At 63.4% G+C, this 23684-nt stretch carries 23 protein-coding genes; 9 read left to right on the top strand and 14 right to left on the bottom strand.

Annotated features, from left to right (window positions below; translation table 11 throughout):
* Window positions 1-12 precede the first annotated feature (12 nt).
* Window positions 13-1452, bottom strand: coding sequence for a ribosome biogenesis GTPase Der (gene der / locus HB778_RS23320; protein ID WP_183457333.1), 1440 nt, complete (start codon window positions 1450-1452; stop codon window positions 13-15).
* Between the two features lie 63 nt (window positions 1453-1515).
* On the bottom strand, window positions 1516-2181 hold the full coding sequence (locus tag HB778_RS23315; RefSeq protein ID WP_183457331.1) for a tetratricopeptide repeat protein: 666 nt from the start codon (window positions 2179-2181) through the stop codon (window positions 1516-1518).
* Between the two features lie 216 nt (window positions 2182-2397).
* On the opposite strand from HB778_RS23315, the gene HB778_RS23310 reads away from it, so the two are divergent.
* Window positions 2398-3399, top strand: coding sequence for a polysaccharide deacetylase family protein (locus HB778_RS23310; protein WP_183457329.1), 1002 nt, complete (start codon window positions 2398-2400; stop codon window positions 3397-3399).
* Between the two features lie 30 nt (window positions 3400-3429).
* Here HB778_RS23310 and sbmA read toward each other — a convergent pair whose 3' ends face one another.
* The 3 genes from sbmA to HB778_RS23295 form a co-directional block, all read right to left on the bottom strand.
* Window positions 3430-4689, bottom strand: a complete 1260-nt coding sequence (sbmA, locus tag HB778_RS23305; protein ID WP_183457327.1) for a peptide antibiotic transporter SbmA — start codon at window positions 4687-4689, stop codon at window positions 3430-3432.
* 113 nt (window positions 4690-4802) lie between these two features.
* Complete coding sequence (locus tag HB778_RS23300) at window positions 4803-5960, bottom strand: YbfB/YjiJ family MFS transporter (RefSeq protein ID WP_183457325.1); 1158 nt, start codon at window positions 5958-5960, stop codon at window positions 4803-4805.
* 116 nt (window positions 5961-6076) lie between these two features.
* The gene (locus tag HB778_RS23295) at window positions 6077-6301 is read right to left on the bottom strand and encodes a hypothetical protein (RefSeq protein WP_095198747.1); all 225 of its coding nucleotides are present in this window, start codon (window positions 6299-6301) and stop codon (window positions 6077-6079) included.
* Between the two features lie 95 nt (window positions 6302-6396).
* Here HB778_RS23295 and HB778_RS23290 point away from each other — a divergent pair, with 95 nt between their 5' ends.
* From HB778_RS23290 to HB778_RS23280, 3 genes are read left to right on the top strand one after another with little or no spacing between them, the layout of a single operon-like run.
* The gene (locus HB778_RS23290) at window positions 6397-7389 is read left to right on the top strand and encodes a LysR substrate-binding domain-containing protein (RefSeq protein WP_183457322.1); all 993 of its coding nucleotides are present in this window, start codon (window positions 6397-6399) and stop codon (window positions 7387-7389) included.
* Window positions 7386-8642: an aminopeptidase gene (locus HB778_RS23285; RefSeq protein ID WP_183457320.1), complete on the top strand. Its 1257-nt coding sequence runs from the start codon at window positions 7386-7388 to the stop codon at window positions 8640-8642. The genes HB778_RS23290 and HB778_RS23285 overlap by 4 nt, the downstream gene beginning before the upstream one ends.
* A 22-nt stretch (window positions 8643-8664) precedes the next feature.
* The gene (locus HB778_RS23280) at window positions 8665-9018 is read left to right on the top strand and encodes a DUF488 domain-containing protein (protein ID WP_183457318.1); all 354 of its coding nucleotides are present in this window, start codon (window positions 8665-8667) and stop codon (window positions 9016-9018) included.
* A gap of 221 nt (window positions 9019-9239) precedes the next feature.
* Here the strand turns inward: HB778_RS23280 and HB778_RS23275 are convergent, their stop codons facing one another.
* The 9 genes from HB778_RS23275 to HB778_RS23235 all read right to left on the bottom strand — a co-directional run bounded on the left by HB778_RS23275 (window position 9240) and on the right by HB778_RS23235 (window position 17255).
* Window positions 9240-9590, bottom strand: coding sequence for an ArsC family reductase (locus HB778_RS23275; protein ID WP_183457317.1), 351 nt, complete (start codon window positions 9588-9590; stop codon window positions 9240-9242).
* 258 nt (window positions 9591-9848) lie between these two features.
* Entirely contained in the window at window positions 9849-10202 is a 354-nt protein-coding gene (locus HB778_RS23270) for a SnoaL-like domain-containing protein (RefSeq protein WP_183457315.1), read from the bottom strand.
* Between the two features lie 128 nt (window positions 10203-10330).
* A complete protein-coding gene (locus tag HB778_RS23265; RefSeq protein WP_183457313.1) occupies window positions 10331-10948 on the bottom strand; it encodes a 2'-5' RNA ligase family protein in 618 nt (205 codons plus the stop codon).
* A gap of 151 nt (window positions 10949-11099) precedes the next feature.
* Window positions 11100-12527 carry an aldehyde dehydrogenase family protein gene (locus HB778_RS23260; RefSeq protein ID WP_183457311.1) on the bottom strand — a complete coding sequence of 476 codons (1428 nt, stop codon included), beginning with the start codon at window positions 12525-12527 and terminating at the stop codon, window positions 11100-11102.
* Window positions 12528-12565: 38 nt separating this feature from the next.
* On the bottom strand, window positions 12566-13651 hold the full coding sequence (locus HB778_RS23255) for an ABC transporter ATP-binding protein (protein WP_183457310.1): 1086 nt from the start codon (window positions 13649-13651) through the stop codon (window positions 12566-12568).
* A complete protein-coding gene (locus HB778_RS23250; RefSeq protein WP_183457308.1) occupies window positions 13641-14249 on the bottom strand; it encodes a cupin domain-containing protein in 609 nt (202 codons plus the stop codon). Before HB778_RS23250 ends, HB778_RS23255 begins: the two co-directional genes overlap by 11 nt.
* Before the next feature lie 203 nt (window positions 14250-14452).
* Entirely contained in the window at window positions 14453-15523 is a 1071-nt protein-coding gene (locus tag HB778_RS23245) for an ABC transporter substrate-binding protein (RefSeq protein WP_095198758.1), read from the bottom strand.
* A 26-nt stretch (window positions 15524-15549) separates the two neighbouring features.
* Entirely contained in the window at window positions 15550-16371 is an 822-nt protein-coding gene (locus tag HB778_RS23240; RefSeq protein ID WP_183457306.1) for an ABC transporter permease, read from the bottom strand.
* Window positions 16368-17255: an ABC transporter permease gene (locus tag HB778_RS23235; RefSeq protein WP_183457304.1), complete on the bottom strand. Its 888-nt coding sequence runs from the start codon at window positions 17253-17255 to the stop codon at window positions 16368-16370. Before HB778_RS23235 ends, HB778_RS23240 begins: the two co-directional genes overlap by 4 nt.
* Before the next feature lie 350 nt (window positions 17256-17605).
* Here HB778_RS23235 and HB778_RS23230 point away from each other — a divergent pair, with 350 nt between their 5' ends.
* The 5 genes from HB778_RS23230 to HB778_RS23210 all read left to right on the top strand — a co-directional run bounded on the left by HB778_RS23230 (window position 17606) and on the right by HB778_RS23210 (window position 23684).
* On the top strand, window positions 17606-18763 hold the full coding sequence (locus tag HB778_RS23230; RefSeq protein WP_183457302.1) for a fumarylacetoacetate hydrolase family protein: 1158 nt from the start codon (window positions 17606-17608) through the stop codon (window positions 18761-18763).
* 102 nt (window positions 18764-18865) lie between these two features.
* Entirely contained in the window at window positions 18866-20398 is a 1533-nt protein-coding gene (locus HB778_RS23225; protein ID WP_183457299.1) for a sugar ABC transporter ATP-binding protein, read from the top strand.
* A complete protein-coding gene (locus HB778_RS23220; RefSeq protein ID WP_183457297.1) occupies window positions 20395-21417 on the top strand; it encodes an ABC transporter permease in 1023 nt (340 codons plus the stop codon). Before HB778_RS23225 ends, HB778_RS23220 begins: the two co-directional genes overlap by 4 nt.
* Before the next feature lie 224 nt (window positions 21418-21641).
* Entirely contained in the window at window positions 21642-22577 is a 936-nt protein-coding gene (locus HB778_RS23215; protein WP_183457295.1) for a substrate-binding domain-containing protein, read from the top strand.
* 120 nt (window positions 22578-22697) lie between these two features.
* A complete protein-coding gene (locus HB778_RS23210) occupies window positions 22698-23684 on the top strand; it encodes an ABC transporter permease (RefSeq protein WP_095198765.1) in 987 nt (328 codons plus the stop codon).

Genomic DNA, 23684 nt, shown 5'->3' with positions numbered 1-23684 from the left:
GAGCGCTGGAGCTCAGTTGCGCTTCTTGGCCCGGCCGGCGAACGGATTGTCCGAGGTGCGCAGCGCGATGCGGATCGGCACACCCGGCATGTCGAAGGCTTCGCGCAGGCTGTTGGAGAGATAGCGCACATAGGATTGCGGCATCGCATCCGGCCGCGAGCACTGGACCACGAAACCCGGCGGCCGCGTTTTGGCCTGGGTGACGTATTTGACCTTCAGCCGGCGCCCAGCGACGGCGGGCGGCGGATGATGCGCCAGTATGGCTTCGAGCCAGCGGTTGAGCTTGCCGGTGGAGACGCGGCTGTTCCAGACCTTGTGGGTCCTCAGCACCGCATCCATCAGCTTGTCGAGGCCGCGCCCGGTCTCGGCCGAGACCGGCACAGCCTGGATGCCACGCACCTGTGGCAGCAGCCGCTCGGTCTTCTCACGCAGTTCCGCCAGCAACTCCTGCGGATGATCGATCAGATCCCATTTGTTGAAGGCGATCACCGGCGCCCTGCCCTCGCGGATGATCAGGTCGGCGATCTGCAGGTCCTGCTTCTCGAAGGGAATGGTGGCGTCGAGCACGATGACGACGATTTCGGCGAAGCGGATGGCACGCAAGCCATCCTGCACCGACATCACTTCGAGCTTTTCGTGGATCCTGGCCTTGCGGCGCATGCCGGCCGTGTCGAACAGCTTCAGGCGGCGGCCATGCCAGTCCCAGTCGACCGAGATCGAATCGCGGGTGATGCCGGCTTCCGGTCCGGTCAGCAGCCGCTCCTCGCCGATCAGCGCGTTGATCAGTGTCGACTTGCCGGCATTCGGCCGGCCGACGACGGCGATGCGCATCGGCTTGGTGTCGTCGTAGGTATGCACATCCTCGGCGTCCGGATCGGCAATGTCCTCGCCGATCAGCACCTCGGTGGCGGCGATCTCGTCGTCTTCGCCCTCTTCCTCTTCACCAAAGGCGCGCGCCTCGCCGAGCGCGCCAATCACCGCATCGCGCAGGTCGGGCATGCCCTGGCCATGTTCGGCCGAAACAGGGATCGGCTCGCCCAGCCCGAGTTCCCAGGCTTCCAGCATGCCACCCTGCGCACCCTTGGCCTCGGCCTTGTTGGCGACCAGCACGACCGGCTTGCCGGACTTGCGCACGATCTCGGCGAAGGTCCTGTCGTCGGGCAGCAGGCCGGACTTGGCATCGATGGTGAAGAAGATCAGGTCGGCTTCGCGGATGGCGATCTCGGTCTGCGCGCGCATGCGGCCGGGCAAGGTCGAGGCGCCCGCATCCTCGAAACCTGCCGTGTCGATGACGTCGAAATGCAAGTCGTAGAGCTTGGCGGCATGGACGCGACGATCGCGGGTGACGCCTGGCGTGTCGTCGACAAGCGCCAGCTTCCTTCCGACCAGCCGATTGAAAAGGGTCGATTTGCCGACGTTAGGTCTGCCGATAATGGCGACTTTGAAGGTCATACGGTCCTACAATCATGCATGTCGTTGTCCCAAAACCGCTGCACACTTTTGGGCGACATGCATTTACGAGGCATTGCCAGAGCCGCGGATCAGCTCGGACATCAGCGTTGCCCGCTCGCGGGTGTTGCGCGGGGCGCCATCATCGGCGGCGATCTGGTCGAACAGCTTCAGCGCGTCCTGGGTCTTGCCTTCCTTCCAGGCGGCAAGGCCGAGCGCCTCACGCGCGGTGTGGCGCAGCGTGTTGGTGTCCGATGTCAGCGCCTCGACGCGGCTGGACACGTCGGCGAAGGAGCCGTGATCGACGAGCAGGAGCGCCGCCCTGAGCCGCGCCATGTCGCGAATGCCCTGGGGGATGGCGGTGTCGGCGGCGACTTCGTCGAAATCCTTGACGGCGGCATCGGTGTCACCCTTGCTCGCTTTGACGGTGGCGGCGCGCATGCGGGCGAGCAGCGGATAGGCGCCGTAGCCATCCTTCTCCAGCTGATCGAGCGCGGCCAGCGCATCGTCGTTCTTGCCGTCATTGGCAAGCTTCAGCGCCTGCGAGAAGGCATCGCCGGAGCGGTTGGCGCGCGTCTCGTCCCAATAGCGATAGCCGACGAAAGCGGCGGTGCCGACCACCACCAGGATCGCAATGACAAGCAAGGCCGGGCCGAAACGGTCCCACAGCTTCTGCGCTTGGTCGCGGCGCATCTCGTCGTTGACTTCACGGATAAAACTGTCGTCGGACATCAATCAAAACCACTTTTGCCCCGGGCCGGGGCGGCTCATGAGCCCGCGTTTTAGCGAAATTTTGTCGGCATGGAAGGGGTTCACGCCGAAAATCGCCTAATCCCCCGGGGCAAACGGATGTTTGCCCCGGGCAAACCGGCAGAAAGCCCAATCGCACCCACGCCACATTTCGGGGATAGCCGGCTTGCTGACCGCCAGGAGCCTGTAAGTTTGCCGATGCCTTGTTTGTCTCGCGTTGTTGCGTTTGCGCTTGCCTCGCTGGCCACTGCCGGCGCGGTTCAGGCCGATCCTCCCGCGCCACCAATGCCGGTAAAGCCGAAGCAGGTGGTCATCATCTCGTTCGACAGCGCCCGCGACATCTCGCAGTGGAAGCGCAGCCGCGCGCTGGCACAGCGCACCGGCGCGCATTTCACCTATTTTCTCTCTTGCGTCTTCCTGCTGTCGCCTGAGACACGCAAGGAATACATCGCGCCCGGGAAGACATCAGGCAAATCGAACATCGGCTTTGCCGCCTCGAAGCAGGAAGTCGCCGATCGGCTCGAACAGATCGGCCTTGCCGCGCATGAGGGCCACGATATCGCCAGCCACGCCTGTGGCCATTTCGACGGCAAGGATTGGAGCAAGGCCGACTGGCTGAAAGAGTTCGCCTCGTTCGAGCACATTTTAGAGAACGCCTATGCGATCAACGGCGTTGCGCCGGAGCCTGAAGGCTGGCGCGATTTCGCGCGGCATGCGGTGGTCGGTTTCCGCGCGCCATACCTGTCGGCAGGCAAGGCGCTTTACGAGGCCTTACCCGCCGCCGGCTACCGGTTCGACGCCAGCGGCGTTTCACAAGGCCCTGCCCTGCCGCCGACCGTCGGCGGCATCACCCGTTTTTCACTGCCGCAGATCCCGGAAGGTCCGAATTCCAGGCCGGTGATCGCCATGGACTACAATCTCTATGTCAGGCATTCCGGCGGCTTCGAGCGGCCGAGCAAGGCGGGCGAGTTCGCCGATCGGACCTATCAGGCGTTTCGCGCCGCCTTCGACACTCAGTATCAGGGCAAGCGCATTCCGCTGGAACTCGGCCTCCACTTCACGCTGATGAATGACGGCGCCTACTGGAACGCGCTGGAGCGCTTCGCCGGCGAGGTCTGCGTCAAAGCCGATGTCGAATGCATCAGTTTTCGCGACTACATTTCGCGGCAGGATGCCAAGCAGGCTTCGGTTGGCGGCTAAGCCGCCAACCCGGTTCGCATCAAGTTTTTCTTAGGTCGGATCTTCGGCACCCTGCCTTGCCAGGTAGCGCTGGTCGATATCAGGCAACGGCTCGCCTTGCAGCGTCGCTTCGAAGGCGCGCAGGCGCTTGTGGACCGACTGCAGCTCGACGATGGTCGACCAGGAGGTGAGCAGGAACTGCAGCGAACCTGTCACCTTGCCGAATGCGTTCGAGATCTGGTTCAGCGCGCCGAAGGTTATCTTGTGTGCAACCAGCGACGGACCCAGGATCAGCAGCGAGAAAATGTTGTCTGCCTGAAGGTAGGTGTACCGGACAACGTTGAAATAGATGTAGTGGAAATAGAGCCTGAAATAATTGTGCCGGACATTGGCGAACAGCTCGGCAGTGGTCGCGGGTTGCGCCCTATCCGCATGGTCTTCGCCGTAAACCAGCTCCTTCCGGTAAGCGGCTTCGACGCGCTGGTTACGGAACTGCAGCCCCGGAAGCTTCAGCCCGGCAATCATCACTGAGATCGTGCCGAACAGACACCAGGCAAGTGCCGCGACCACCAGGGGCTGCGGGACAGCGCCGATGATCGGCAATTCGCTGATATGGGCCTGCAACTGAATCATGACCGGCAGGAAAGCGATCAGGGTCATGATCGACTGGACGAAGCTGGAGCCGAGATCCTCCATGATCTGCGAGAACCGCATCGTATCTTCCTGGATACGCTGCGAAGCGCCCTCGATATGGCGCAGCCTGCCCCAGTTCTCGATGAAATAATTGTTCATCGCCGTGCGCCAGCGGAAGATCCAGTGGCTGACGATGAAGGCGTTGACCACCTGCACATTCATGCCGACCAGCGCGAGCCAGGAAAAATCGGCCAGTCCGGTGTAGAATTCACCGTTGGTCGATTTTCCGGTCCCAGACATCAGGCCTTGCACATAGTCGAAGAAGGGTCCGTACCAGGCGTTGACGGCGACGCTGACCTGCACATTGAAATAGATGAAGAACAGGATGACCGCCGTCATCAGGATCGACCAGCGCTGCCAAGGATGCGGCGAATACCAGCTCCAGAAAGCGTAGAAGACGAGCACGCAAAACGCGAAGTAGAGATAGAACCACAGAAACGGCTTCGATAAGAGGATGGCGATGCCGATGATCGGTGGCGCGTCGGCGGCGGCTGGCGGCATCCCGAAAACGGCCCCCAGTTGCTCTCCGCCGAAAAACCAGAACAGGATTGCCGCAAGGCTCCAGATAGCGGCCGAACTGAAAAACAGCTTCGGCTGCGGGAAGAAGGATACGAACACTGTGGTGAATTCCTTGCTTGATGGGCAAATCAGCTGACTTCGGCGGGCATAAAGTCACACATTAGGGGAAAGAAAATGCCTGCCCGACACCCGGTGCAGAGCAAGACCACAAATCATGGCGATTTTGGCGCGGCCGACCATGTGATGGCGCCGGAGACCACCAGCATGGCCGCAGCGACGATCGAAGCGAGGAAGAAATCGCCTGACATTTGCGCCAAAAGGCCGGCGGCGATCGGCCCGATGATCTGGCCTAGGCCGAACGACGCCGTCATCAAGGCAAAGATGCGCCGGGGCGCCTTTGGCGCCTGCTGCCGCGCGGCCTGCAAGCCAAGTGCCGTGATGGCGATGAAAGTGCCGCCGAGCAACAGACCGCCCAGCAGTGGCCCTAAATATCCGCCAAGCGCCACGCTGGCGGTAACGCCGATCACTTCGATGAAACATGCCAGCGCATAGGCGGCGTAGAGCCCGATCCGTCCGGCAATCTTCTGCCACAGCCAGGTCGAGGGAAAACCGGCAAGGCCGGCGACCAGCCACACCATGGCCTCGAAGACGCGGCTGCCGCCACCTTGGCGGACGATGGCGACCAGGAATGTTGCCGTCACCACATAACCAAACCCGAACAGACCATAGGCGACGATGACCTTCATCAGCGACCGGCCTTTCGGCAGCGCCGGCTCACGTATGGCTTCACCGTTGGCGAGCGGGCCTTCGTTGGCCAGCAGCGCCACGACGACGAAGCCACACGCCGAAATCGCCGCCGACCACAGCCAGCCCGCCGCCCAGCCGGCGTGCTCGGTGACCAGCACCGCCATCATCGCCGCCGAGATCGCGATGCCGAGGCCAACGCCGCCAAAATGCCAGGCCTGCAGATCGCCACGACCGGCAGCATTGATATGGCTGAAAACGATGCTGGCCATGAAGACCATGACGAAGGCGCTGGCCAGACCGGCCAGAAAGCGGATGACGAGAAAGGCGACCATCGCGTCGGTCAGCCCCATCAGCGCGGCCAGGACGGTGCTGGCACCGAGACCAGCCAGCATCAGCAGATGCTCGCGCCCATGCGCCCAACCGCCCGCCGCAGCAAACGCGCCGACGAGGTAGCCGAGATAATTGGCGGAAGCGATCCATCCGGCATTGGCCGGCGACAGATGCAGCTCTTCCATCATGCCGGGCAGGATCGGCGTGTAGACGAAGCGGCCGATGCCCATGGCGACCGCCATGGCGATCATGCCGGCGAGGGTGAAACGCAGCGCTGTTGAGGCCGATGTCATTGCAGCGCACAATAAATGCAGGGATCGCTGAAACAATCAGCCATCTGTTGGGCCAGCGCCACAAGGCGACCCGCTCGCCTCGACTCTTTCCTTAAGCCCGAAAGCGTGAAGTGCGTTCAGCAGCGCCCACCGAAACCGGCATGCAAGGAAGCGGTCTCGTGCACCGTCCGGCGCGCCGTCAGCCTGAACGGCACGTCGCCAAGTTCGCGCTCCGACATGGTGTTCAGCACGGGATGCGACAGCGGATCGGTCAGCCACGTCTGCGTATCGCCCTGCGAGCGCGACCCCGACGGCGTGCCCACGGCGAACAGAACCTTCAGCGATGACAACAGCCTTAACATTCTGGCTCCACGGGTCTGGCTCCCATCGACAAAATCTGCCGTTTCGGCGCGTCTTTCAATTGAGATTTCGGCTGGAGCAGTTTAGAAAATCTCAAATGGCCATGCTCAACCGCGTCCATCTCAACGGCCTTCGCGCCGTCGAAACCGTTGCCCGTCTCGGCTCGCTTGCAGCGGCCGCCGGCGAGCTCAACGTTTCCGTCAGCGCCGTCAGCCAGCAGATCAGCCGCACTGAAAAGCAGCTTGGCCAGGCGCTGTTCGAGCGCACCGCGAGCGGTCTGGTGCTGACCGAATTCGGCGCCGTCTTCGCGGCCCGCCTTGGTGCTGGATTTCGCGAGCTTGCCCAGGCCGTGGCGCTGGCCGACGAGGCGACGCAATGCACATTGGTCGTCTCGGCGGCACCGGCCTTCGCTTCGAAATGGCTGCTGCCGCGACTATCGCGTCACTTCGACCGGCATCCCAACGTGCTGCTGCGCATCGACGCGTCGGTGCGGCTGGCCAATCTCGATCATTCCGACATCGACATCGCCATCCGGCTTGGCGACGGCAAATGGCCGGGCGGGCAAGCGGAACTGCTCCTGGCGCAGGAGGTCTTCCCGGTCTGCGCCCCTGACATCGCCAAGAAACTGAGTTCGATCGAGGACCTTGCCCAGACCTGCGCCATCACTGACGAGCGGGCGATGATCAACTGGGAAAGCTGGTTTGCCGCAGCCGGTGTTCCACCCGTCACTTTCCAGAAAGGCGCACGCTTCACCGATCCGATGCTGTGCCTGGAATCGGCGATTGCCGGCCATGGTGTGATGCTGGGCTGGCAGTTGCTGACGGCGGATGCGCTGGCCGACGGCCGGCTGGTGGCGCCGTTCGGAATCCGCGCCCAGAGCGGGCTCGGCTATTGGCTGGTGACAGCGTCGGCCAAGACGGAGAGCCGCAAGGTCCGGGACTTCAAGGCCTGGATCAAGGAAGAGATCGCGGCGACGATGGCGCAGTTCGGATCGGCAACCACGGGCCCCGGTGGCGCGATCGAGGTGGAAAGCACCATGGCGCCGGTCTATGTAGAAGAAGATATCCAACGACGGCAGGCAGGATCATGACCACACATTCGCGCGGCGTTTCCGCAACGATCGACCCGGTGAAACTCGACAGGCTGGCGGAAGTCGCCATCAAGGTCGGGCTGCAATTGCAACGGGGACAGGATCTGGTGCTGACCTCGTCGATCGCGGCCCTGCCGCTGACCAGGCGCATCGTCGAGCACGCCTACAAGGCCGGAGCCGGGCTGGTGACGCCGATCTTCAACGACGACGAGATGACGCTGGCGCGCTACCGCTTCGGGGCGGACGCCGGTTTCGACCACGCCGCCGGCTGGCTCTATGAAGGCATGGCGAAGGCTTTTTCCAACAATGCGGCCAGGCTTGCCGTGCGCGGCGAGGATCCATCGCTGCTGTCGGCGCAGGACCCGGCGAAAGTGGCGCGCGCCAACAAGGCGAATTCGATGGCCTACCAGCCGGCGCTGGAAAAGATCACCGGCTTCGACATCAACTGGAACATCGTCGCCTATCCGGACCTCGCCTGGGCCAAGCAGGTGTTTCCCGAGGACGCCGACGACGTCGCGGTGGCCAAGCTCGCCGATGCCATCTTCGCCGCTTCGCGAGTCGACGTGGAAGACCCGATCGGCAACTGGAAGGCGCATAATGCTGCGCTGCGCGGCCGCACCGAATGGCTGAACGGCCATAATTTCCACGCCCTGCATTTCACCGGACCGGGCACCGACCTGACGGTCGGACTGGCGGATGGCCATGAATGGATGGGCGGCGCCTCGACCGCCAAGAACGGCATCACCTGCAATCCCAACATCCCGACCGAGGAGGTCTTCACCACACCGCATGCCAGGCGGGTCGAAGGCCACGTCTCCTCGACCAAGCCGCTCTCCTACCAGGGCACGCTGATCGACGAGATCTCGGTGCGTTTCGAGGAAGGCAGGATCGTCGAGGCCAAGGCTTCGAAGGGCGAGGATGTGCTGAAGAAGGTGCTCGACACCGATGAGGGAGCGCGCCGTCTTGGCGAAGTGGCGCTGGTGCCGCATTCCTCGCCGATCTCGGCCAGCGGCCTGTTGTTCTTCAACACGCTGTTCGACGAAAACGCCGCCTGCCACATCGCGCTCGGCCAGTGCTATTCGAAGTGCTTCGTCGACGGCGCCTCGCTCAGCCAGGACGAGATCGCCGCGCGCGGCGGCAACAAGAGTTTTATCCACATCGACTGGATGATCGGCTCGGACAAGATCGACATCGACGGCGTCCACAAGGACGGCAGCCGCGTGCCGGTGATGCACAAGGGCGAGTGGGCCTGAGGGCAGAGTTGCGGAGGGTCCGGTGGCCTTCGACATCGCGGTTAAGCGAGTCTACGCACCACCTGCTGCCGAGGACGGGCAGCGGGTGCTTGTCGATCGCATCTGGCCGCGCGGCGTCAGCAAGGAGCATGCCGCGCTGGCGCTGTGGCTGAAGGAGATCGCGCCGAGCGACGAGCTGCGAAAATGGTTCGGACATGAGCCGAAGCGCTGGGCGGAGTTTCAGAAGCGGTACGGCGCTGAGCTGGACGGGAATGAAGAGGCGGTGACGCAACTGCGCGGCCTGCTCGGCCACGGCAAGGTGACGCTGCTCTACGGTGCGCACGATGAGGTGCACAACAATGCGGTGGCGCTGGCGGGGTATCTGCGCGGGCGTTGAGGCGGCCGGAACTTCCTGAGGCCGGCGGGACAGCGCCCCCCTCTGGCCTGCCGGCCATCTCCCCCCACGAGGGGGGAGATCAGCAGTTTCGGCGCTTTGCCCAATCCTGCAACGTCGGCGATTGGCGAAATCGGCGACGATATCCATCTCCCCCCTCGTGGGGGAGATGTCCGGCAGGACAGAGGGGGGCGCGAAGGAACGCGACGGGGCGAAGGTTTGCTCTACTTCCCCACCACCTGCTCATAATCCTCCGACTTGAACCCAACCAGAACACTGTCACCCACCTCAAGCACCGGCCGCTTGACCATTGTCGGCTTGGCCAGCATCAGCGCCTTGGCCTTCTTCTCATCGAGCGATTGCTTGTCTGCATCCGCCAATTCGCGGAACGTCGTGCTGCCCTTGTTGAGCAGCTTTTCCCAGCCGACCTTGCCGACCCAGCCATCGAGCCGCTTCGCGTCCAGCCCCTCCGCACGGAAATCGTGGAAGCGATAGGGCGCGCCGTGGCTCTCTAGCCAGACGCGCGCCTTCTTGACCGTGTCGCAGGTGGTGATGCCATAAATGGTGATCGTCAAAGCGCGCTTTCCTTGGGCTGACAGCCGAATCCGTCGCACAGCCTAAAACCGCCCTCCCCGCTTTGCCAGCGCGCAGGCCCGCAACCGCGGAATTTTCAGGCTAGAAATGGGCTTCGATGACTGGGGCACGGTGGCCGACCAGCTGCCTAGCATGTGAAGACGATTTGAGCGCCACATGGCGACCAGGAGATTGCCCTGGCCGCCATGCTCATTTTTCAACCTTGCAGCGAAGAGAGCACTCCGAAGGTATTTCCGGCCTCAGTAGTAAAAGCGCTCTTCGGCGATCTTGCCGTTCTTGACCGTGTACAGGCCGACCTCATCCATGGTGACACGCTGGCCGGTGGCCTTGGGCGTTATGTCGAAGGTGAAGCGCACCGCGAACTGGTGGCCATTGACATAGGGCCCTTCGACCGAACCGCCATGCACTTCGTGGTTCTCTTGCCACCACTGGCCCTTCTGTTTGAGGGCCTCCTTGCCATGGCTGACGGCCATCGGCCCCTCCATGGCTTCATAACTGGCAATGTCGTCGGCATTGTACTTTTCGGCGGCACCGGCATGGTCTCCCTGCTTGAGGAGCTCGGTGAAATCCTTGGCAATTTCCGCTATGGTCATGTGGGTTCCTCCTGTTCAGACGCACTGCAAATAGGGAACGGCCTGCTGGCCCGCCACCTTCGCCCGCACGACAGCTGACAAGCCGTGTCAGGACGATCAATATAGCGCGGCTGTGTGACGACGAGTTCTCACATGCCGGCCAGGGAATCGTCCTGGCCGGTCAATTGCCAGATCGCTGGACATTCGTGTTCGCCCTGATAGCTGCGGATCAGCGCAAAGCTGCGCACCGTCCAGGACATCGGCTCAACAATCTGTTCCCGCACTTTCGGCACGCCTCGTCTGTCACGAAGCAGCGTAACATGTGGCTCCAACGAGCTCGTGACGAACGGCTGCAGCGGGCTGTCGTCGATTACAGCAGAGAGCTTGCGCCAGAAGGCTTGCAGGGCCGGCGAATGGTTGCTGCCGCGAAACACCAGCGCCCCGCCACCGAAAGCCGACAGGCGATCGAAGCAAACGTCGAATGGCGTGGCCTGTATCAGCAAGCCGACATGGCGCGCGATCTTCACCACACGCTCCTGTTTGCCGTCGCCAAGGCCCATCAGGGTTATGTGTATTTGACCGGCTGGCGTCAGCCACCCTCGCAACCCCAGTTCCTGATTGTAGTGCTCGGCCCTGCGCCGCAGCATCCCGTTAACCGGGGCTTCGACCAGGAATGCGTAGAACAGATGCGGCTCCCGGACCGGACTCGGTTCCTTAAATGGAAAAGAGGACTGACCGTTCTTTGCGAATGCAGGTTGCCTACTCATGACGGAACTCGTTCGGCAAATTGAATCCAGTCGAGAACAATAGAACAAAAAGTGAACAAATCAAGTGAAAACGAAACAGGCGCTGATGCTCTCCGCATCAGCGCCTGCAACATCAAGAGTGAGGGAGCCCGCCGAGCAGGGCTCTCGAAGCCTACGCCCCGTAGCCGATGATGCCCTTGACCTCCAGGAAATCGTGGATGGCCCAATCCGCATATTCGCGGCCGTTGCCGGACTGTTTGTAGCCACCGAAGGGCGCGAACGTGTCCCATTCCGGATAGTTGATCGAAACCTGCCCGGCGCGCAGCTGCGCGGCCACCTTGCGGGCGCGCTCTATGTCCTGCGACTGCACGTAGGCGGCGAGGCCGTAGACGGTGTCGTTGGCGATCTTCACCGCGTCGTCGTCGTCCTTATAGGAGATGACCGACAGCACCGGGCCGAAGATCTCTTCCTTCTCGATGGTCATGCCCGGTGTGACATGGCCGAACACGGTCGGGCGGACATAGTAACCACGATTGAGGTGCTCCGGCCGGCCAGGACCGCCAGTGACCAGGGTCGCACCTTCCTTGATGCCGGCTTCGATCAGCCGCTGGATCTTGTCGTACTGGATGTTGGAGACGACCGGGCCGAGCTTGGTGTCCTCCGAGCGGGGATCGCCGACATTGTGGGCTTCGGCGGCCTTCTTGGCGATGGCGAGCGCCTCGTCATGGCGGGCAGCCGGCACCAGCATGCGCGTCGGTGCATCGCAGGACTGGCCGCTGTTGCCGAAGCAGCCCTCGACGCCCTTGCGCACCGCCGTTTCGAAATCGGCGTCGGGCAGCACGATGTTGGCCGACTTTCCACCGAGTTCCTGCGCCACGCGCTTGACCGTCTGCGCCGCCGTCTGTGCGACGATGATGCCGGCGCGGGTCGAACCGGTGAAGGACACCATGTCGACGTCCGCGTGGCCGGCCATGATCTGGCCGACATCCGGACCGTTGCCGTTGATCATGTTGTAGACGCCCTTCGGCGTGCCGGCGGCTTCCATCACCTCGGAGAACACGATGCCGCTGATCGGCGCGATTTCCGAAGGCTTCAGCACCACGGTGCAGCCGGCGGCGATCGCCGGCGCCACCTTGCAGACGATCTGGTTGAGCGGCCAGTTCCACGGCGTGATCAGCGCGCAGACGCCGATCGCCTCCTTGACCACCATGGTGCCGCCGCGCTTCTCCTGGAATTCATAGTCCTCCAAGGCTTTGATGGTGGCTTCCATATGCGCCCTGCCCGCCCAGGCCTGCGCCTCGCGTGCCCAGGTGATCGGCGCGCCCATCTCCTGGCTGACCGCCTGGGCGATGTCTTCGTAGCGCTCGTTGTAGACCTCGAGGATGCGCTTCAGAAGCTTCAGGCGCTCGGCCTTGCTGGTCTGCGAGAACGACGGGAAGGCCGCCTTGGCGGCGGCGACTGCCTTGTCGACATCGGCCTTCGAGCCCACCGAGATCTTCGTGTAGGCCTCTTCGGTGGACGGGTCGATCACGTCGAGCGTCGCCGGTACCACCGGCGCCACCCATTTGCCGTCGATGAAGAAGTTGAGATGATTGCTCAAGGGAAATACTCCAATTTTTTGGGAAATGGATGGTCAGCCTATGCGGGGAGCATAGGGCAGTTGGCGCCACGGCGCAGACTGATATGCGCCACGTCGCCGACGCTGAATTGAAAACCCTCGGCCTGGCGTGGTGCATCGATCACCACCGGCAACCCCTGCCCCAGTTCAGCATGCAGCCGCAAGGTGCGGCCGTGGAAGACGATGCTGTTGACGCGCGCCGGCGCGGTTCCTTCGGTCGCCTCTGTGGCCGCCAGCAAGTCCTCCGGGCGCACGCCGATGGTGCGCATCTCGCCTTCGCCGGGTGACTGGCCGGTTTCAGAGATGGCTTCCAGCGGCAAGGTGCCGGCCGTGAAGCGCAGGCGATCGCCATCGCGGCCGACAAAATACGACTGCAGCAGATTCATGGTGCCGATGAAGCTCGCCACGAACTTCGTGGCGGGCCGGTCATAGAGCGTCGCCGGCGGCGCGATCTGCTCGATGCGGCCCTTGTTCATGACGACGATGCGGTCGGAGATCGACAGCGCCTCGGTCTGGTCATGGGTGACCATGACGAAGGTGGTGCCAAGCCGCGATTGCAGCCGCTTCAACTCGACCTGCATCTGCTCGCGCAGATGCGCGTCGAGCGCCGACAGCGGCTCGTCGAGGAGCAGCACGCGCGGCTCGCAGACGATGGCGCGAGCAAGTGCGACACGCTGGCGCTGGCCGCCTGAGAGTTCCGAAACACGGGCGCGAAGCTTGTCGGCGAGACCGACCATGTCGAGGGCTTCCCCGACCCGCTTTGCCTGCTCGGAGCCGGACGGTTTGCGCAGGGACAGGCCGAAGCCGACATTTTCGGCGACGTTCATATGCGGAAACAGCGCGTAATCCTGGAACACGGTGTTGACCGGCCGGTCGAAGGGCCGAAGCGCGGTGATATCGCGGCCGTCGAGCAAGACCTTGCCGCTCGACGGGCTTTCGAAGCCGGCAATGACGCGCAGGCTGGTGGTCTTGCCACAGCCCGACGGCCCAAGCAGCGTGATGAACTCGCCGCTGATAATGTCGAGATCGACGGCATCGAGCCCGACAATGCCGCCGGGAAAAACCTTCGAGACCGCCTGCAGGCGGACGAGCGGATCAGGCGCCATCGCGAACCTCGGAGGGTTTCGTGGTGTTGACCCAGAGTATCTGGCACTGCTCGGCGCCGGGATTGCGGAAGGCGTGCAAAAGCGTGCTCTTGAAGGCAAAACTGTCGCCGGTCTTCAGCCCGTATTTTGTCGAATCCACCACCAGCTCGACCTCGCCCGACAGCACATAGCCGAATTCATGGCCGGCATGGGCATAGGCTTCCGCCGTGCCACCGCCGGCTTCCACCGTCACCAGCATGCCGGTCAGCGTCGCGCCCGGCGGCGACAGCAGCGCCTTGGCGATGCCTTCCGACTTCACGGGAATCGCGCGGCGGCTGTTGGCACGCACGCAATAGAGATCGTTGACGGCATCATTGCCGTCGGCGATCAGCGCCGACGGCTCGATGTCGAGGGCGGCGGCGAGCGGCCAGATCACCTTGACGCGCAGCGAGGACATGCCGCGCTCGATCTGGCTCAGCGCACCGATCGACACGCCGGCTTTTGCCGCCAGCTCGGCTAGCGATAGCTTTCGCTCCAGCCGCAGCGCCCGTACGCGCCGGCCGACGCGCACGTCGGCATCGTCCTTGGGCCGTTCAGCAGCTTCGTCGACTATGTCCATCGTTCGTCCTTGTCTCTTCTTTGGCGCGGCGCAACGTCGAAAAGCTCCCCCTTCTCCCCTTGTGGGAGAAGGTGTCGCCGAAGGCGACGGATGAGGGGTGTTCCAGCTTGGCGAGGAAGGCGATCCGTCACGCACCCCTCATCCGTCTCGGCGCTGCGCGCCGATCCACCTTCTCCCACAAAGGGAGAAGGAAGGCCGCAGCCTCACCCGCCAGCCTTCACCTTCTCAAACATCTTCGCCACATCGTCATTCTGCTTCATCGGCCCGGTGAAGATCGTGCTTTTCAGCATCACTTCCGGATCGGACGGCAGTTGCAGCTTCTCCAGTTCATCCTTCGCCACGCCGGCGAAAGCAGTGCTCAGCGAACTGCCATAGCCGTAGGACTGAATGAGAAACTTGCCCGAATCGGCGTCCAGCCGGCTGTTGATGAAGTCGTAGGCGAGATCGACATTCTTGGCGTCCTTCAGCATGACGAAGCCGCAGGCCCAGGTCAGCATGCCTTCCTTCGGCTTCATGAACTCGACCGGCACGCCCTGCTTCTTCAGCGAGGTGGCCGACGCGTTCCAGGTCATGGCGGCGACCAGCTGGCCGCTGGCCAGAGCCTGCTCGACCGACGTCATGTCGGTGGTGTAGCTCGACAGCAGCGGCCGCTGTTCGCGCAGCTTTGCCGCGACCTTGTCCATCTCAGCGGGCGTCATGTCGAAGGGGTTCACGCCGGCGAGAAGCGCGGCGACGATCGGCGTGTCATGGACGGCGTCGATGGTCGCCATGCGGCCGGCATATTGCTTGTCCCAAAGCAGGTTCCAGCTCGCCTCGGGGTTCTTCACCAGATCGGTGCGGTAGAGGATCGAGGTGTTGCCCCAGTCCCACGGCACCATCCAGACCTTGCCGTCGCCGGCCTGCAGGTCGGGCAGGTTCTTGAACACCGGGAAGATCGAATCCCAGTTCTTGATGCGCTTGGTGTCGATCGGCTGCAGCAGGCCTTCCTTGTTCCAGCGCGCCACCTTGTCATAGCAGGGATGCGCGATATCAGGACGGAAGCCGGCCTTGACCTTGGTGAAGGCATCGTCGTCGTCACCGAAGATCGACGCCTCGACGCCATCGGGATGGGCGGCCAGGAAGCTCTTGTTGAAGTCGGGCAGTTCGTATCCCGACCAGGTGAAATATTGCAGCTTTTCGGCGGCCAGCGCCACGGTCGACGACAGTGCGAGCGCCAGCGCGGCGAGACCGGCGCGAGCTTTGTGTCCGGTTATCGATTTCAGGTGGAAGGTCATTTTCGTTCTCCTCTTCTTTGTTGTGGTCAGGCTGGATTGCGGCGTGCGGCGCCGAGCCCGCGATGGCGCAGGATCTCGGCGGTGCCGGCGATGATGAAGGACACGGCCAGGATCACCGTCCCCAGTGCCATGACGGTCGGCAGCGAGCGGGGGAAGCGCAGCTGGCTCCAGATGTAGAGCGGCAGGGTCGGCTCGGTTCCGGCGAGAAAGAAGACGACGATGAACTCGTCGAAGGAGATCAGAAAGGCGAGCATGAAGGCCGACAGCACGGCCGGCAGGCTGAGCGGCAGCATGACGCGCCGGAACGTCGTCCAGTCGGAGGCGCCGAGGTCGAGCGCCGCCTCGCGAACGGTTTTTGGGATGGCGGCGAAACGGCTACGCATGACGACCACCGTGGTCGGCAACGCCACCAGTATGTGGCCGAGCACTATGGCGACGCGCGATGGTCCAAGGCCGATGAGGTTGACCAGGATCAGCAGCGATATGCCGACGATGACGCCGGGGATGAGGATCGGCAGCCGGGCGATGGCGCTGATGGTGGGGGCAAGCGGCGAGCGACCATAGAGGTCCATATAGGACACGGTGATGCCGCACAGCGTCGCGCCGGAAGCGGCGACGGCGGCGATGACGAGGCTGTTGGCGAGCGCGCCCGAAAGCGCCGGATTGCCGTAGAGCGTCTGGTACCATTGCAGCGTGAAGCCCTGCAGCGGAAACGCCGCCTGGATGGAATTGTTGAAGGAAAACAGCGGGATCAGCAGGACCGGCAGGTAGAGAAACACCAGATAGGCAAGCACGTAGAGGCCGAGCCAGCGGCCATCGCGTTTCGTGTCGGCGCGTTCGGCTTTCATGTGCGGCTGCCAAATCTGCGGTCGGCGCCGCGTGCGACCAGCACCACGACAAGGATGACCAGCATGACGCAGACCGAAAGGGCCGCGCCGAACGGCCAGTCATTGGCCTTGCCGAACTGCGACTGGATCAGCGAGCCGATCATGGTGCTGGCCGGGCCGCCGACCATGGCCGGCGTGACATAGTCGCCGACCGTCGGCACGAAGACGACAAGCGCCGCGGCCAGAACGCCTGGCATCGAATTTGGCAGCACGACACGGCGGAATGCGGTGAACGGCCGTGCGCCAAGGTCGGAGGCAGCCTCGAGCAGCGATTTCGGGATGGTGTCCAGCGCCACATAGATCGGCAGGATGGCGAAGGGCGCATAGGCGTGGGCGAGCGTGACGACTACTGCCGCCGGCGTGTTGAGGAAGGCCAATGTCGGTTCCGACCAGACGCCGCTCTCGATCAGCGCCGAGTTCAGGACGCCGTTATAGGCGAGCACGATCTTCCAGGCGAAGACGCGCAGGAGATAGCTCGTCCAGAACGGCAGCGTCACCAGGAACAAGAGCAGGCCGCGCCGCCGCCCGGCATGGAAGGCGAGATAGTAGGAGACGGGATAGGCGGTGACGACGGTTGCCAGCGTCACCAGGCTGGCGATGACCAGCGAGCGCAGTGTCACCGTCCAGTAGAGCGGATCGGTGGCCACGGTGACGAAGTTTTCGACGGTCAGCCCGACGCCGAGCAGCGACCCGTCATTGCCACGGAAGGCGAGGAACAGCACCAGGCCAAGCGCAAACAGGATCAGCAGGAACGTGACCAGCGCCCCCGGCAACAGCATGGCGAGCCGAAAGCCTGACGAAGACCGGGGCTCGGGCGCCTCTGCTGCAGCAATCAGGGTCGACATCGACCTGCTCATCGAGAATTTGAAATTAGCCAAGATTTTTTCATATTCATGAAACTGTCAAGCGAAATCCCGTCGGAAAGAATGGTTGTGATCAACGTCTCGATCCGTCGAGCCCGCAGCGGTATGGGTTTGGATGTGCCGCATGAAAATCCGTCGAAGGTTTCATGGTTTTGAAAATCCCCTGGTTTCCACCGCGTCTAACGCAGGCCCCACCGTCAGCAAGCCGGAACTTCACAGCCAGAACACAGCAGCTCGGATCGCCATCGATGGGATAGACCTTTGAGCGGAATCCGGTGAAAGTGCCGCGCCGATCCGGCAAGCCCATTTTCGATGATCAGAGGACCGCAAGCATGACGAACCCGACGCATCTGCCCGCTGAGGGCCTTTTTGTCGGCCGCGCCAGGGCCAGCGATGCCTCGCATCCCCTGGTGGTCACGGTGCGTGACGGCACCGTCTTCGATATCACGTCGAGCGCGGCGCCGACCGTGCGGGACGTCTGCGAAATGGCCGATCCGGCAGGACATGTGCGCTCGGCCAAGGGCAAGCCGATCGGCTCGCTCGATGACATCGCGGCCAACAGTTTTCAGGCCAGGCGCGATCCGACAAAGCCCTATCTCCTCTCCCCGGTCGACCTGCAGGCGGTCAAGGCGTCGGGCGTGACCTTCGTCGTCAGCCTGCTCGAACGGGTGATCGAGGAACAGGCGCGCGGCTCGGCGGAGAAGGCCGACGCCATCCGTGCCGACATTGCCGGGCTGATCGGCCATGATCTGTCGAAGCTCAAGCCCGGTTCGCCGGAAGCCATGGAGATCAAGGCCAAGCTGATTGCGCGCGGCGCCTGGTCGCAATATCTGGAAGTGGGCATTGGCCCCGACGCCGAGATCTTCACCAAGTGCCAGCCGATGGCCTCGGTCGGCTTCGGCGCCGATGTCGGCCTGCACCCGGTGTCGACCTGGAACAATCCGGAGCCGGAGATCGCCATGATCGCCGCCTCAAGCGGCCGGATCGTCGGCGCCACCATCGGCAACGACGTCAATTTGCGCGACGTCGAAGGGCGTTCCGCGCTGCTGCTCGGCAAGGCCAAGGACAACAATGCTTCGGCGTCGCTTGGCCCCTTCATCCGTCTGTTCGACGAGACGTTCTCGATCAAGGATGTGAAGCAGGCGGTGGTGCGCCTCAAGGTCGAGGGCGAGGATGGCTTCTCGCTGGAAGGTGCAAGCTCGATGGCCGAGATCAGCCGTTCGCCCCAAGAACTGGTCGCCGCCGCGATGGGACCCCACCACCAGTATCCGGACGGGCTGGCACTCTATCTCGGCACCATGTTCGTGCCGTCGAAAGACCGTGGCGAAAAGGGCAAGGGGTTTACCCACAAGGTCGGCGACATCGTCACCATCTCGTCGGAAAAATTCGGCGCGCTGGTCAACCGGGTGCGGCTGTCGCCCGACTGCCCGCACTGGACCTATGGCGCCAGCCATCTCATGCGCGACCTGGCAAAGGCCGATCTGATCTAGAATCTGTCCAAAACGGTCGAAATCAACACAATTTTATGCGGAATCCCAGTGACGGCGGACGCAAAGCGTTTCAAGATCGCGGTGCGGTCGGGGGCCGTTCCGATGTCCGATTCGCCGATTCTGTTCGTGCGCACCGTCGCCAGGCGCTTTGGCGGCACGGTTGTGCTCGATGACATGAACCTTGTGGTCGAGCGCGGCTCGATCCACGCGCTGGTTGGCGAAAGCGGCGCCGGCAAATCGACGCTGACAAAGGTGCTGGCGGGCATTGTCCGGCCGGACCGCGGCACCATCGAGTTTGACGGCAAGACCGCGACGATCGACAGCCCCAACGCGGCGCGCAAACTGGGTATCGGCGTGGTCCTGCAACAGCCGGGGCTGTTTCCCGAGCGCCCGGTGCTGGCCAATCTGTTCGTCAACCGCGAGCCGATCCACAACGGGCTGATTTCGCGGCGCGAAATGGAGGCACGCAGCCGCGAGTTGCTTCGCCAGCTTGGTCTCGATGTCGATGTCTATGCCCCGCTCGGCGATCTCGGGCCCGGTGAACGGCAGCTGGTCGCGATCGCCCGCGCGCTTCTGGAAAACCCGAGGCTCCTCCTCCTCGACGACCCGAATTCGGCGCTCGACCAGCGCCAGAGCGAGCGGCTGTTCGCGGTGCTGCGAGGGCTCAAAGCCAGGGGCATGAGCATGCTCTATGGGTCGAACAGACTGGGGGACGCGCTTGCCATTGCCGACCAGTTGACGGTGATCCGCAACGGCCGCGACGTGCTGTCAAAGGCGCGGCAGGAACTGACGGCGTCCGAGGAAGCAATGATCGGCCAGTTGCGCCAGTCGCTGTTCCCGCTGCCGCTCAGAGCCCTGCCGACGCTTGCCGGCACGTTGCGGCCGCAGATCATCATTGACGGGCTCGGCGGTGGTGTTCTCTCCGCTGTCAGGCTCACGGCCCGCGCCGGCGAGATTCTCGGGCTTGCCGGTTCTGGAGCGCGGGACCTGCTTGCCCTGTTGTTCGGGCTGCGCAAACCGCGCCAGGGCAAGGTGCGTTTTCCCGATGGCGACGGCTTGCCGAAGACGCAGATGGAAGCGGCGCGGCGCAACATCTGCATGATTTCAGGCGAGCGCGGCAATGGGCTGATGCCGGAAAAGTCCATCGCCTTCAACATGGCGAACGTCGTCGTCGGTGCACGCGACTGGGGCTCACGCTGGTATTCGCCCGAGGCAGCGCTCGGCCGCGCCGCGCGGCAGATCGAGGCGCTGCGCATCCGGAGCACGCCGGAGATGCCGGCAGGCTCGCTTTCGGCCGGCGGCCAGCAGAAGGTGATCATTGCCAAATGGCTGGAAATCGGCCCGCAAGTGGTGCTGCTCGACGAACCCGCCCGCGGCATCGACATCGGCAGCAAGCAGGAAATTTACGCGCTGATCCGCCAGATGGCGGCCAGCGGCTGCATCGTGCTCCTGCATTCCAGCGAACTGTCCGAACTGACCGGGCTCTGCGATCGCATCCTTGCTTTCCATCAGGGCAGGCTGGCCGGCGAAATCGCCGGCGACGAAATGGACGTGGCAAGGCTTCTGACGCTGATCACGTCGGGCAAGCCCGTGGACGAAAACCGTCGGAGCAATCGGGAGAGTAGTGCGGCATGACCAGGACCGAGACCGCGCCGCCGCTTGCCGGGTCGGCGACCCATCAAACCAGACGCAGCATCCGGCTGCCGGCCGAGACTGGTGCTGTCGTTGCGCTCGCCGTGTTGGTCGCACTGCTTGGCTGGCTGAACCCCTCTTTCCTCGAACCGGCCAATCTGCTCTCGGTGCTGGGCCAGGCCGCCCTGCCCGGCCTGCTGGCGATCGGCATGGTGTTCGTGCTCGCAACGCGCGAAATTGATCTTTCAGCCGGTGCGGTGTTCCATCTTGCGGCGACCTTCACCGCCTTGCTGATGGTTGCCGGAGTGGACCCCTGGCTTGCCGCGCTGGCGGGTGTCGCGGCCGGCGCCGGCCTTGGCCTGATCAACGGCCTGCTGGTGATCGCGCTGCGTCTGCCGGCTCTGCTGGTGACGCTCGGCACTTGGTGGATGATCCAGGGCCTGTCGCTGGTCACCGGCAAGGGACAGACAATTGCGCCGCCGGGCGCGGATGTCTTGGCTACGCTGTCGGGCAAGGCGTTCGTCATTGTGCCGGTCACCGGCATCATCTTTGTCGTGTTGGCGATGGCGATGCATGTCGTGCTCAACCGTACCCGCTTCGGCTACCGGGTCCAGGCCGTGGGCAGCAATCCGCAAGCTGCCGCCTATGCCGGCATTCCAACAGGCAAGGTCAGGGTACTGGCGCTAGTGCTGATGGGCGCGGTGGCCGGGCTTGCCGGCGTGATCCACCTCGGCGCCCAGGGCGCTATTGCTCCCGGTGACGGCGGCACATTTGCACTGCTGGCGATTGCGGCGGCCATCGTTGGCGGCACATCGCTTTCAGGCGGCAACGGCAGCGTCATCGGTGCCGCGATCGGCATGCTGGTCCTGCAGGTGATCCTCAGCGCAATGACCTTACTCGGCGTCGATGCCATCTGGGCCGCCTTCACCACCGGTGCTCTGGTCGTGCTTGCTCTCGCGGTCGACCGGTCAGTCCGGCTGTGGCGCAACCGGCGTGACGGTCACGACGACCCGCTCGGCTGAGCCTCGATGCCAATCATCCGGCAGGCCGGAAAATCATGGCAACTGATGCAATCTGATGGGTCCGGTGATGGCGCTGCGTGAGGCGCCAACTACATCTGCAGATGGAGGCTTGCCATTCGTCGAAAAAGGGAATGCTCTGAGGCATCCGAGCGGCGCTGGCAAAAGACGCAATCCGGCTGGAGCCGGAACAAGGGACGGATCATCTTCAACCGGGAGGAAATCAAATGCTGACAAGACTGAGACTTGTGCTCTACGGCCTGCTGGTCGCGCTGACGGTCATTCCGGCAGCGGCGCAGGCCAAGACCTTCTACTGGATTTCACATGGCGGCCCGGCCGATCCGGTCTGGACCTACTTCCTTGCCGGCGCCAAGCAATGGGCCAAGGACACCGGCAACACCGTCAACACCTCGTTCCACAATGGCGACGTCGCCTCCCAGCAGGAAGCGGTTCGCGCCGCCCTCTCGGCCAAGGCCGACGGCATCGTCACCACCAGCCCCGACCCGGGCAGCCTTGTCGAGATCGTCAAGGAAGCCCGTGCGGCCAACATCCCGATCATCAACTTCAACACGCCCGATCCAAAGGCCAATTTCAATGCCTATGTCGGCGGCGACAACGTCACCTTCGGCAAGCACTGGGCGCAATATCTGGTCGACAAGGGCCTGGTGAAGAAGGGTGACTTCGTCTGGATGCCGGTCGAGGTCCCCGGCGCCACCTATGGCGTCCAGGAAGAGGAAGGCATCAAGAGCGTCTTCGGACCGCTCGGCATCACCTATGAAGTGACCGAGGCGACGCTCGACCAGGCCGAGGTGATCAACCGCATGGTCGACTACCTCACCGCCCACGAGGGCAAGGTCAACGCCATCATCGGGCTGGGCGACCTCGTCACCGGCTCGATCAAGCGGGTGTTCGACCAGGTCGGCGTCAAGCCGGGCGAAATCCCGGTCGTCGGCTGGGGCAACTCGCTCGACACCACGCAGGAAGTGCTGAACGGCTATGTCAATGCCGGCCAGTGGCAGGACCCGCAGGCGACCAGCTATGTCGCGCTGTCGCTCGCCAACATGGCCGCGTCAGGCATTCCTCCGGGCTTCAACGTCATCACCGGCGCGCTCTATGAGAAGGACACCGCCGGGGTCTACGACAAGATCCTGTCCGGCAAATAAACCGCCATCCCTGGCGCCGCGCCCCATCTGGCTCGCGGCGCCAGCTTTCTTCTTGCGCCGCGACCTGTCCATCCGAGGTGGGGAGATCGTGGCCCGTTCCAACCGTGTCGCGGGTTCCCAGTGGAAAATCATTCGCTTGTCCAACGCCTGATCGCGCGGCCTGAATTCGGCCCCTTCGTGCTGCTCGTCATCGAGATCGGCGTTTTCTGGGGCTTCAACCACGACTTCCTGTCGCCGCAGAACATCTCCAACACGCTGGCCTTCACCGTCGAGCTCGGCCTGATCGCGCTGGCGATGACCTTGCTGATGACCTCAGGTGAATTCGACCTGTCCGTCGGATCCCTGTTCGGTTTCTCGCCGGTGCTGATGTGGACGCTGTTCAATGGCGGTGTCACCTCGCTGGAAATGGGCTTCGTCGTCGCGCTGCTGGTCGCCGCCTTGATCGGCCTGATCAATGGCTGGTTCGTCACGCAGCTCAAGATCCCGTCCTTCCTGGTGACGCTCGGCATGCTGCTGGTGGTGCGCGGCAGTGCGCTTTTCATCACCGATGGTTTTCCGCAGCGCACCTGGAGCGCCGAAGGCAGCTGGCTGGCGGAAGCGCTGGTCGGCGATTTCTTCATCGGGCCGTTCCGCATCTACATGTCGCTGTTCTGGTTCATCGCCGCTGCGATCGCGCTCGGCTATGTGCTGACGCAGAGCCGGACCGGCAACTGGATCCAGGCGGCGGGCGGCAACCCCAACGCGGCGCGGGCGCGCGGCGTCAACGTCAATCGCGTCAAGATCGGCCTGTTCGTGCTGTCGTCGCTCATGGCTTCGCTGGCCGGCGTCATCTCCTCGCTGCGCACCTCCGCCGCCAACCCCAACAGCGGCACCGGCTACGAGCTCGAAGTCATCGCCATGGTGGTGATCGGCGGCACGGCGCTGACCGGTGGGCGCGGCACGATTATCGGCACGGTGCTCGGCATCCTGATCCTGCGCGTGATGCGCAATGGCATCGTGCTGATCGGCGTGCCCGGACTTGCCTACAACATCTTCATCGGCGCGATCATCCTTGGCATGATGGCGCTTCACTCATGGCTGGAACGCCGGCATCAGGCAGGGACTTGA

Origin of the sequence: Mesorhizobium huakuii (genome assembly GCF_014189455.1) — a bacterium.
Classification (GTDB): domain Bacteria; phylum Pseudomonadota; class Alphaproteobacteria; order Rhizobiales; family Rhizobiaceae; genus Mesorhizobium; species Mesorhizobium huakuii_A.
This window is presented reverse-complemented; position numbering and strand designations above follow the sequence as displayed.

Coding starts and splice junctions, on each gene's coding strand:
- der (WP_183457333.1), bottom strand. CDS start 1,452: ATGACCTTCAAAGTCGCCATTATCGGCAGACCTAACGTCGGCAAATCG.
- HB778_RS23315 (WP_183457331.1), bottom strand. CDS start 2,181: ATGTCCGACGACAGTTTTATCCGTGAAGTCAACGACGAGATGCGCCGC.
- HB778_RS23310 (WP_183457329.1), top strand. CDS start 2,398: ATGCCTTGTTTGTCTCGCGTTGTTGCGTTTGCGCTTGCCTCGCTGGCC.
- HB778_RS23300 (WP_183457325.1), bottom strand. CDS start 5,960: ATGACATCGGCCTCAACAGCGCTGCGTTTCACCCTCGCCGGCATGATC.
- HB778_RS23295 (WP_095198747.1), bottom strand. CDS start 6,301: ATGTTAAGGCTGTTGTCATCGCTGAAGGTTCTGTTCGCCGTGGGCACG.
- HB778_RS23290 (WP_183457322.1), top strand. CDS start 6,397: ATGGCCATGCTCAACCGCGTCCATCTCAACGGCCTTCGCGCCGTCGAA.
- HB778_RS23285 (WP_183457320.1), top strand. CDS start 7,386: ATGACCACACATTCGCGCGGCGTTTCCGCAACGATCGACCCGGTGAAA.
- HB778_RS23270 (WP_183457315.1), bottom strand. CDS start 10,202: ATGACCATAGCGGAAATTGCCAAGGATTTCACCGAGCTCCTCAAGCAG.
- HB778_RS23265 (WP_183457313.1), bottom strand. CDS start 10,948: ATGAGTAGGCAACCTGCATTCGCAAAGAACGGTCAGTCCTCTTTTCCA.
- HB778_RS23255 (WP_183457310.1), bottom strand. CDS start 13,651: ATGGCGCCTGATCCGCTCGTCCGCCTGCAGGCGGTCTCGAAGGTTTTT.
- HB778_RS23250 (WP_183457308.1), bottom strand. CDS start 14,249: ATGGACATAGTCGACGAAGCTGCTGAACGGCCCAAGGACGATGCCGAC.
- HB778_RS23245 (WP_095198758.1), bottom strand. CDS start 15,523: ATGACCTTCCACCTGAAATCGATAACCGGACACAAAGCTCGCGCCGGT.
- HB778_RS23240 (WP_183457306.1), bottom strand. CDS start 16,371: ATGAAAGCCGAACGCGCCGACACGAAACGCGATGGCCGCTGGCTCGGC.
- HB778_RS23235 (WP_183457304.1), bottom strand. CDS start 17,255: ATGTCGACCCTGATTGCTGCAGCAGAGGCGCCCGAGCCCCGGTCTTCG.
- HB778_RS23230 (WP_183457302.1), top strand. CDS start 17,606: ATGACGAACCCGACGCATCTGCCCGCTGAGGGCCTTTTTGTCGGCCGC.
- HB778_RS23225 (WP_183457299.1), top strand. CDS start 18,866: ATGTCCGATTCGCCGATTCTGTTCGTGCGCACCGTCGCCAGGCGCTTT.
- HB778_RS23220 (WP_183457297.1), top strand. CDS start 20,395: ATGACCAGGACCGAGACCGCGCCGCCGCTTGCCGGGTCGGCGACCCAT.
- HB778_RS23215 (WP_183457295.1), top strand. CDS start 21,642: ATGCTGACAAGACTGAGACTTGTGCTCTACGGCCTGCTGGTCGCGCTG.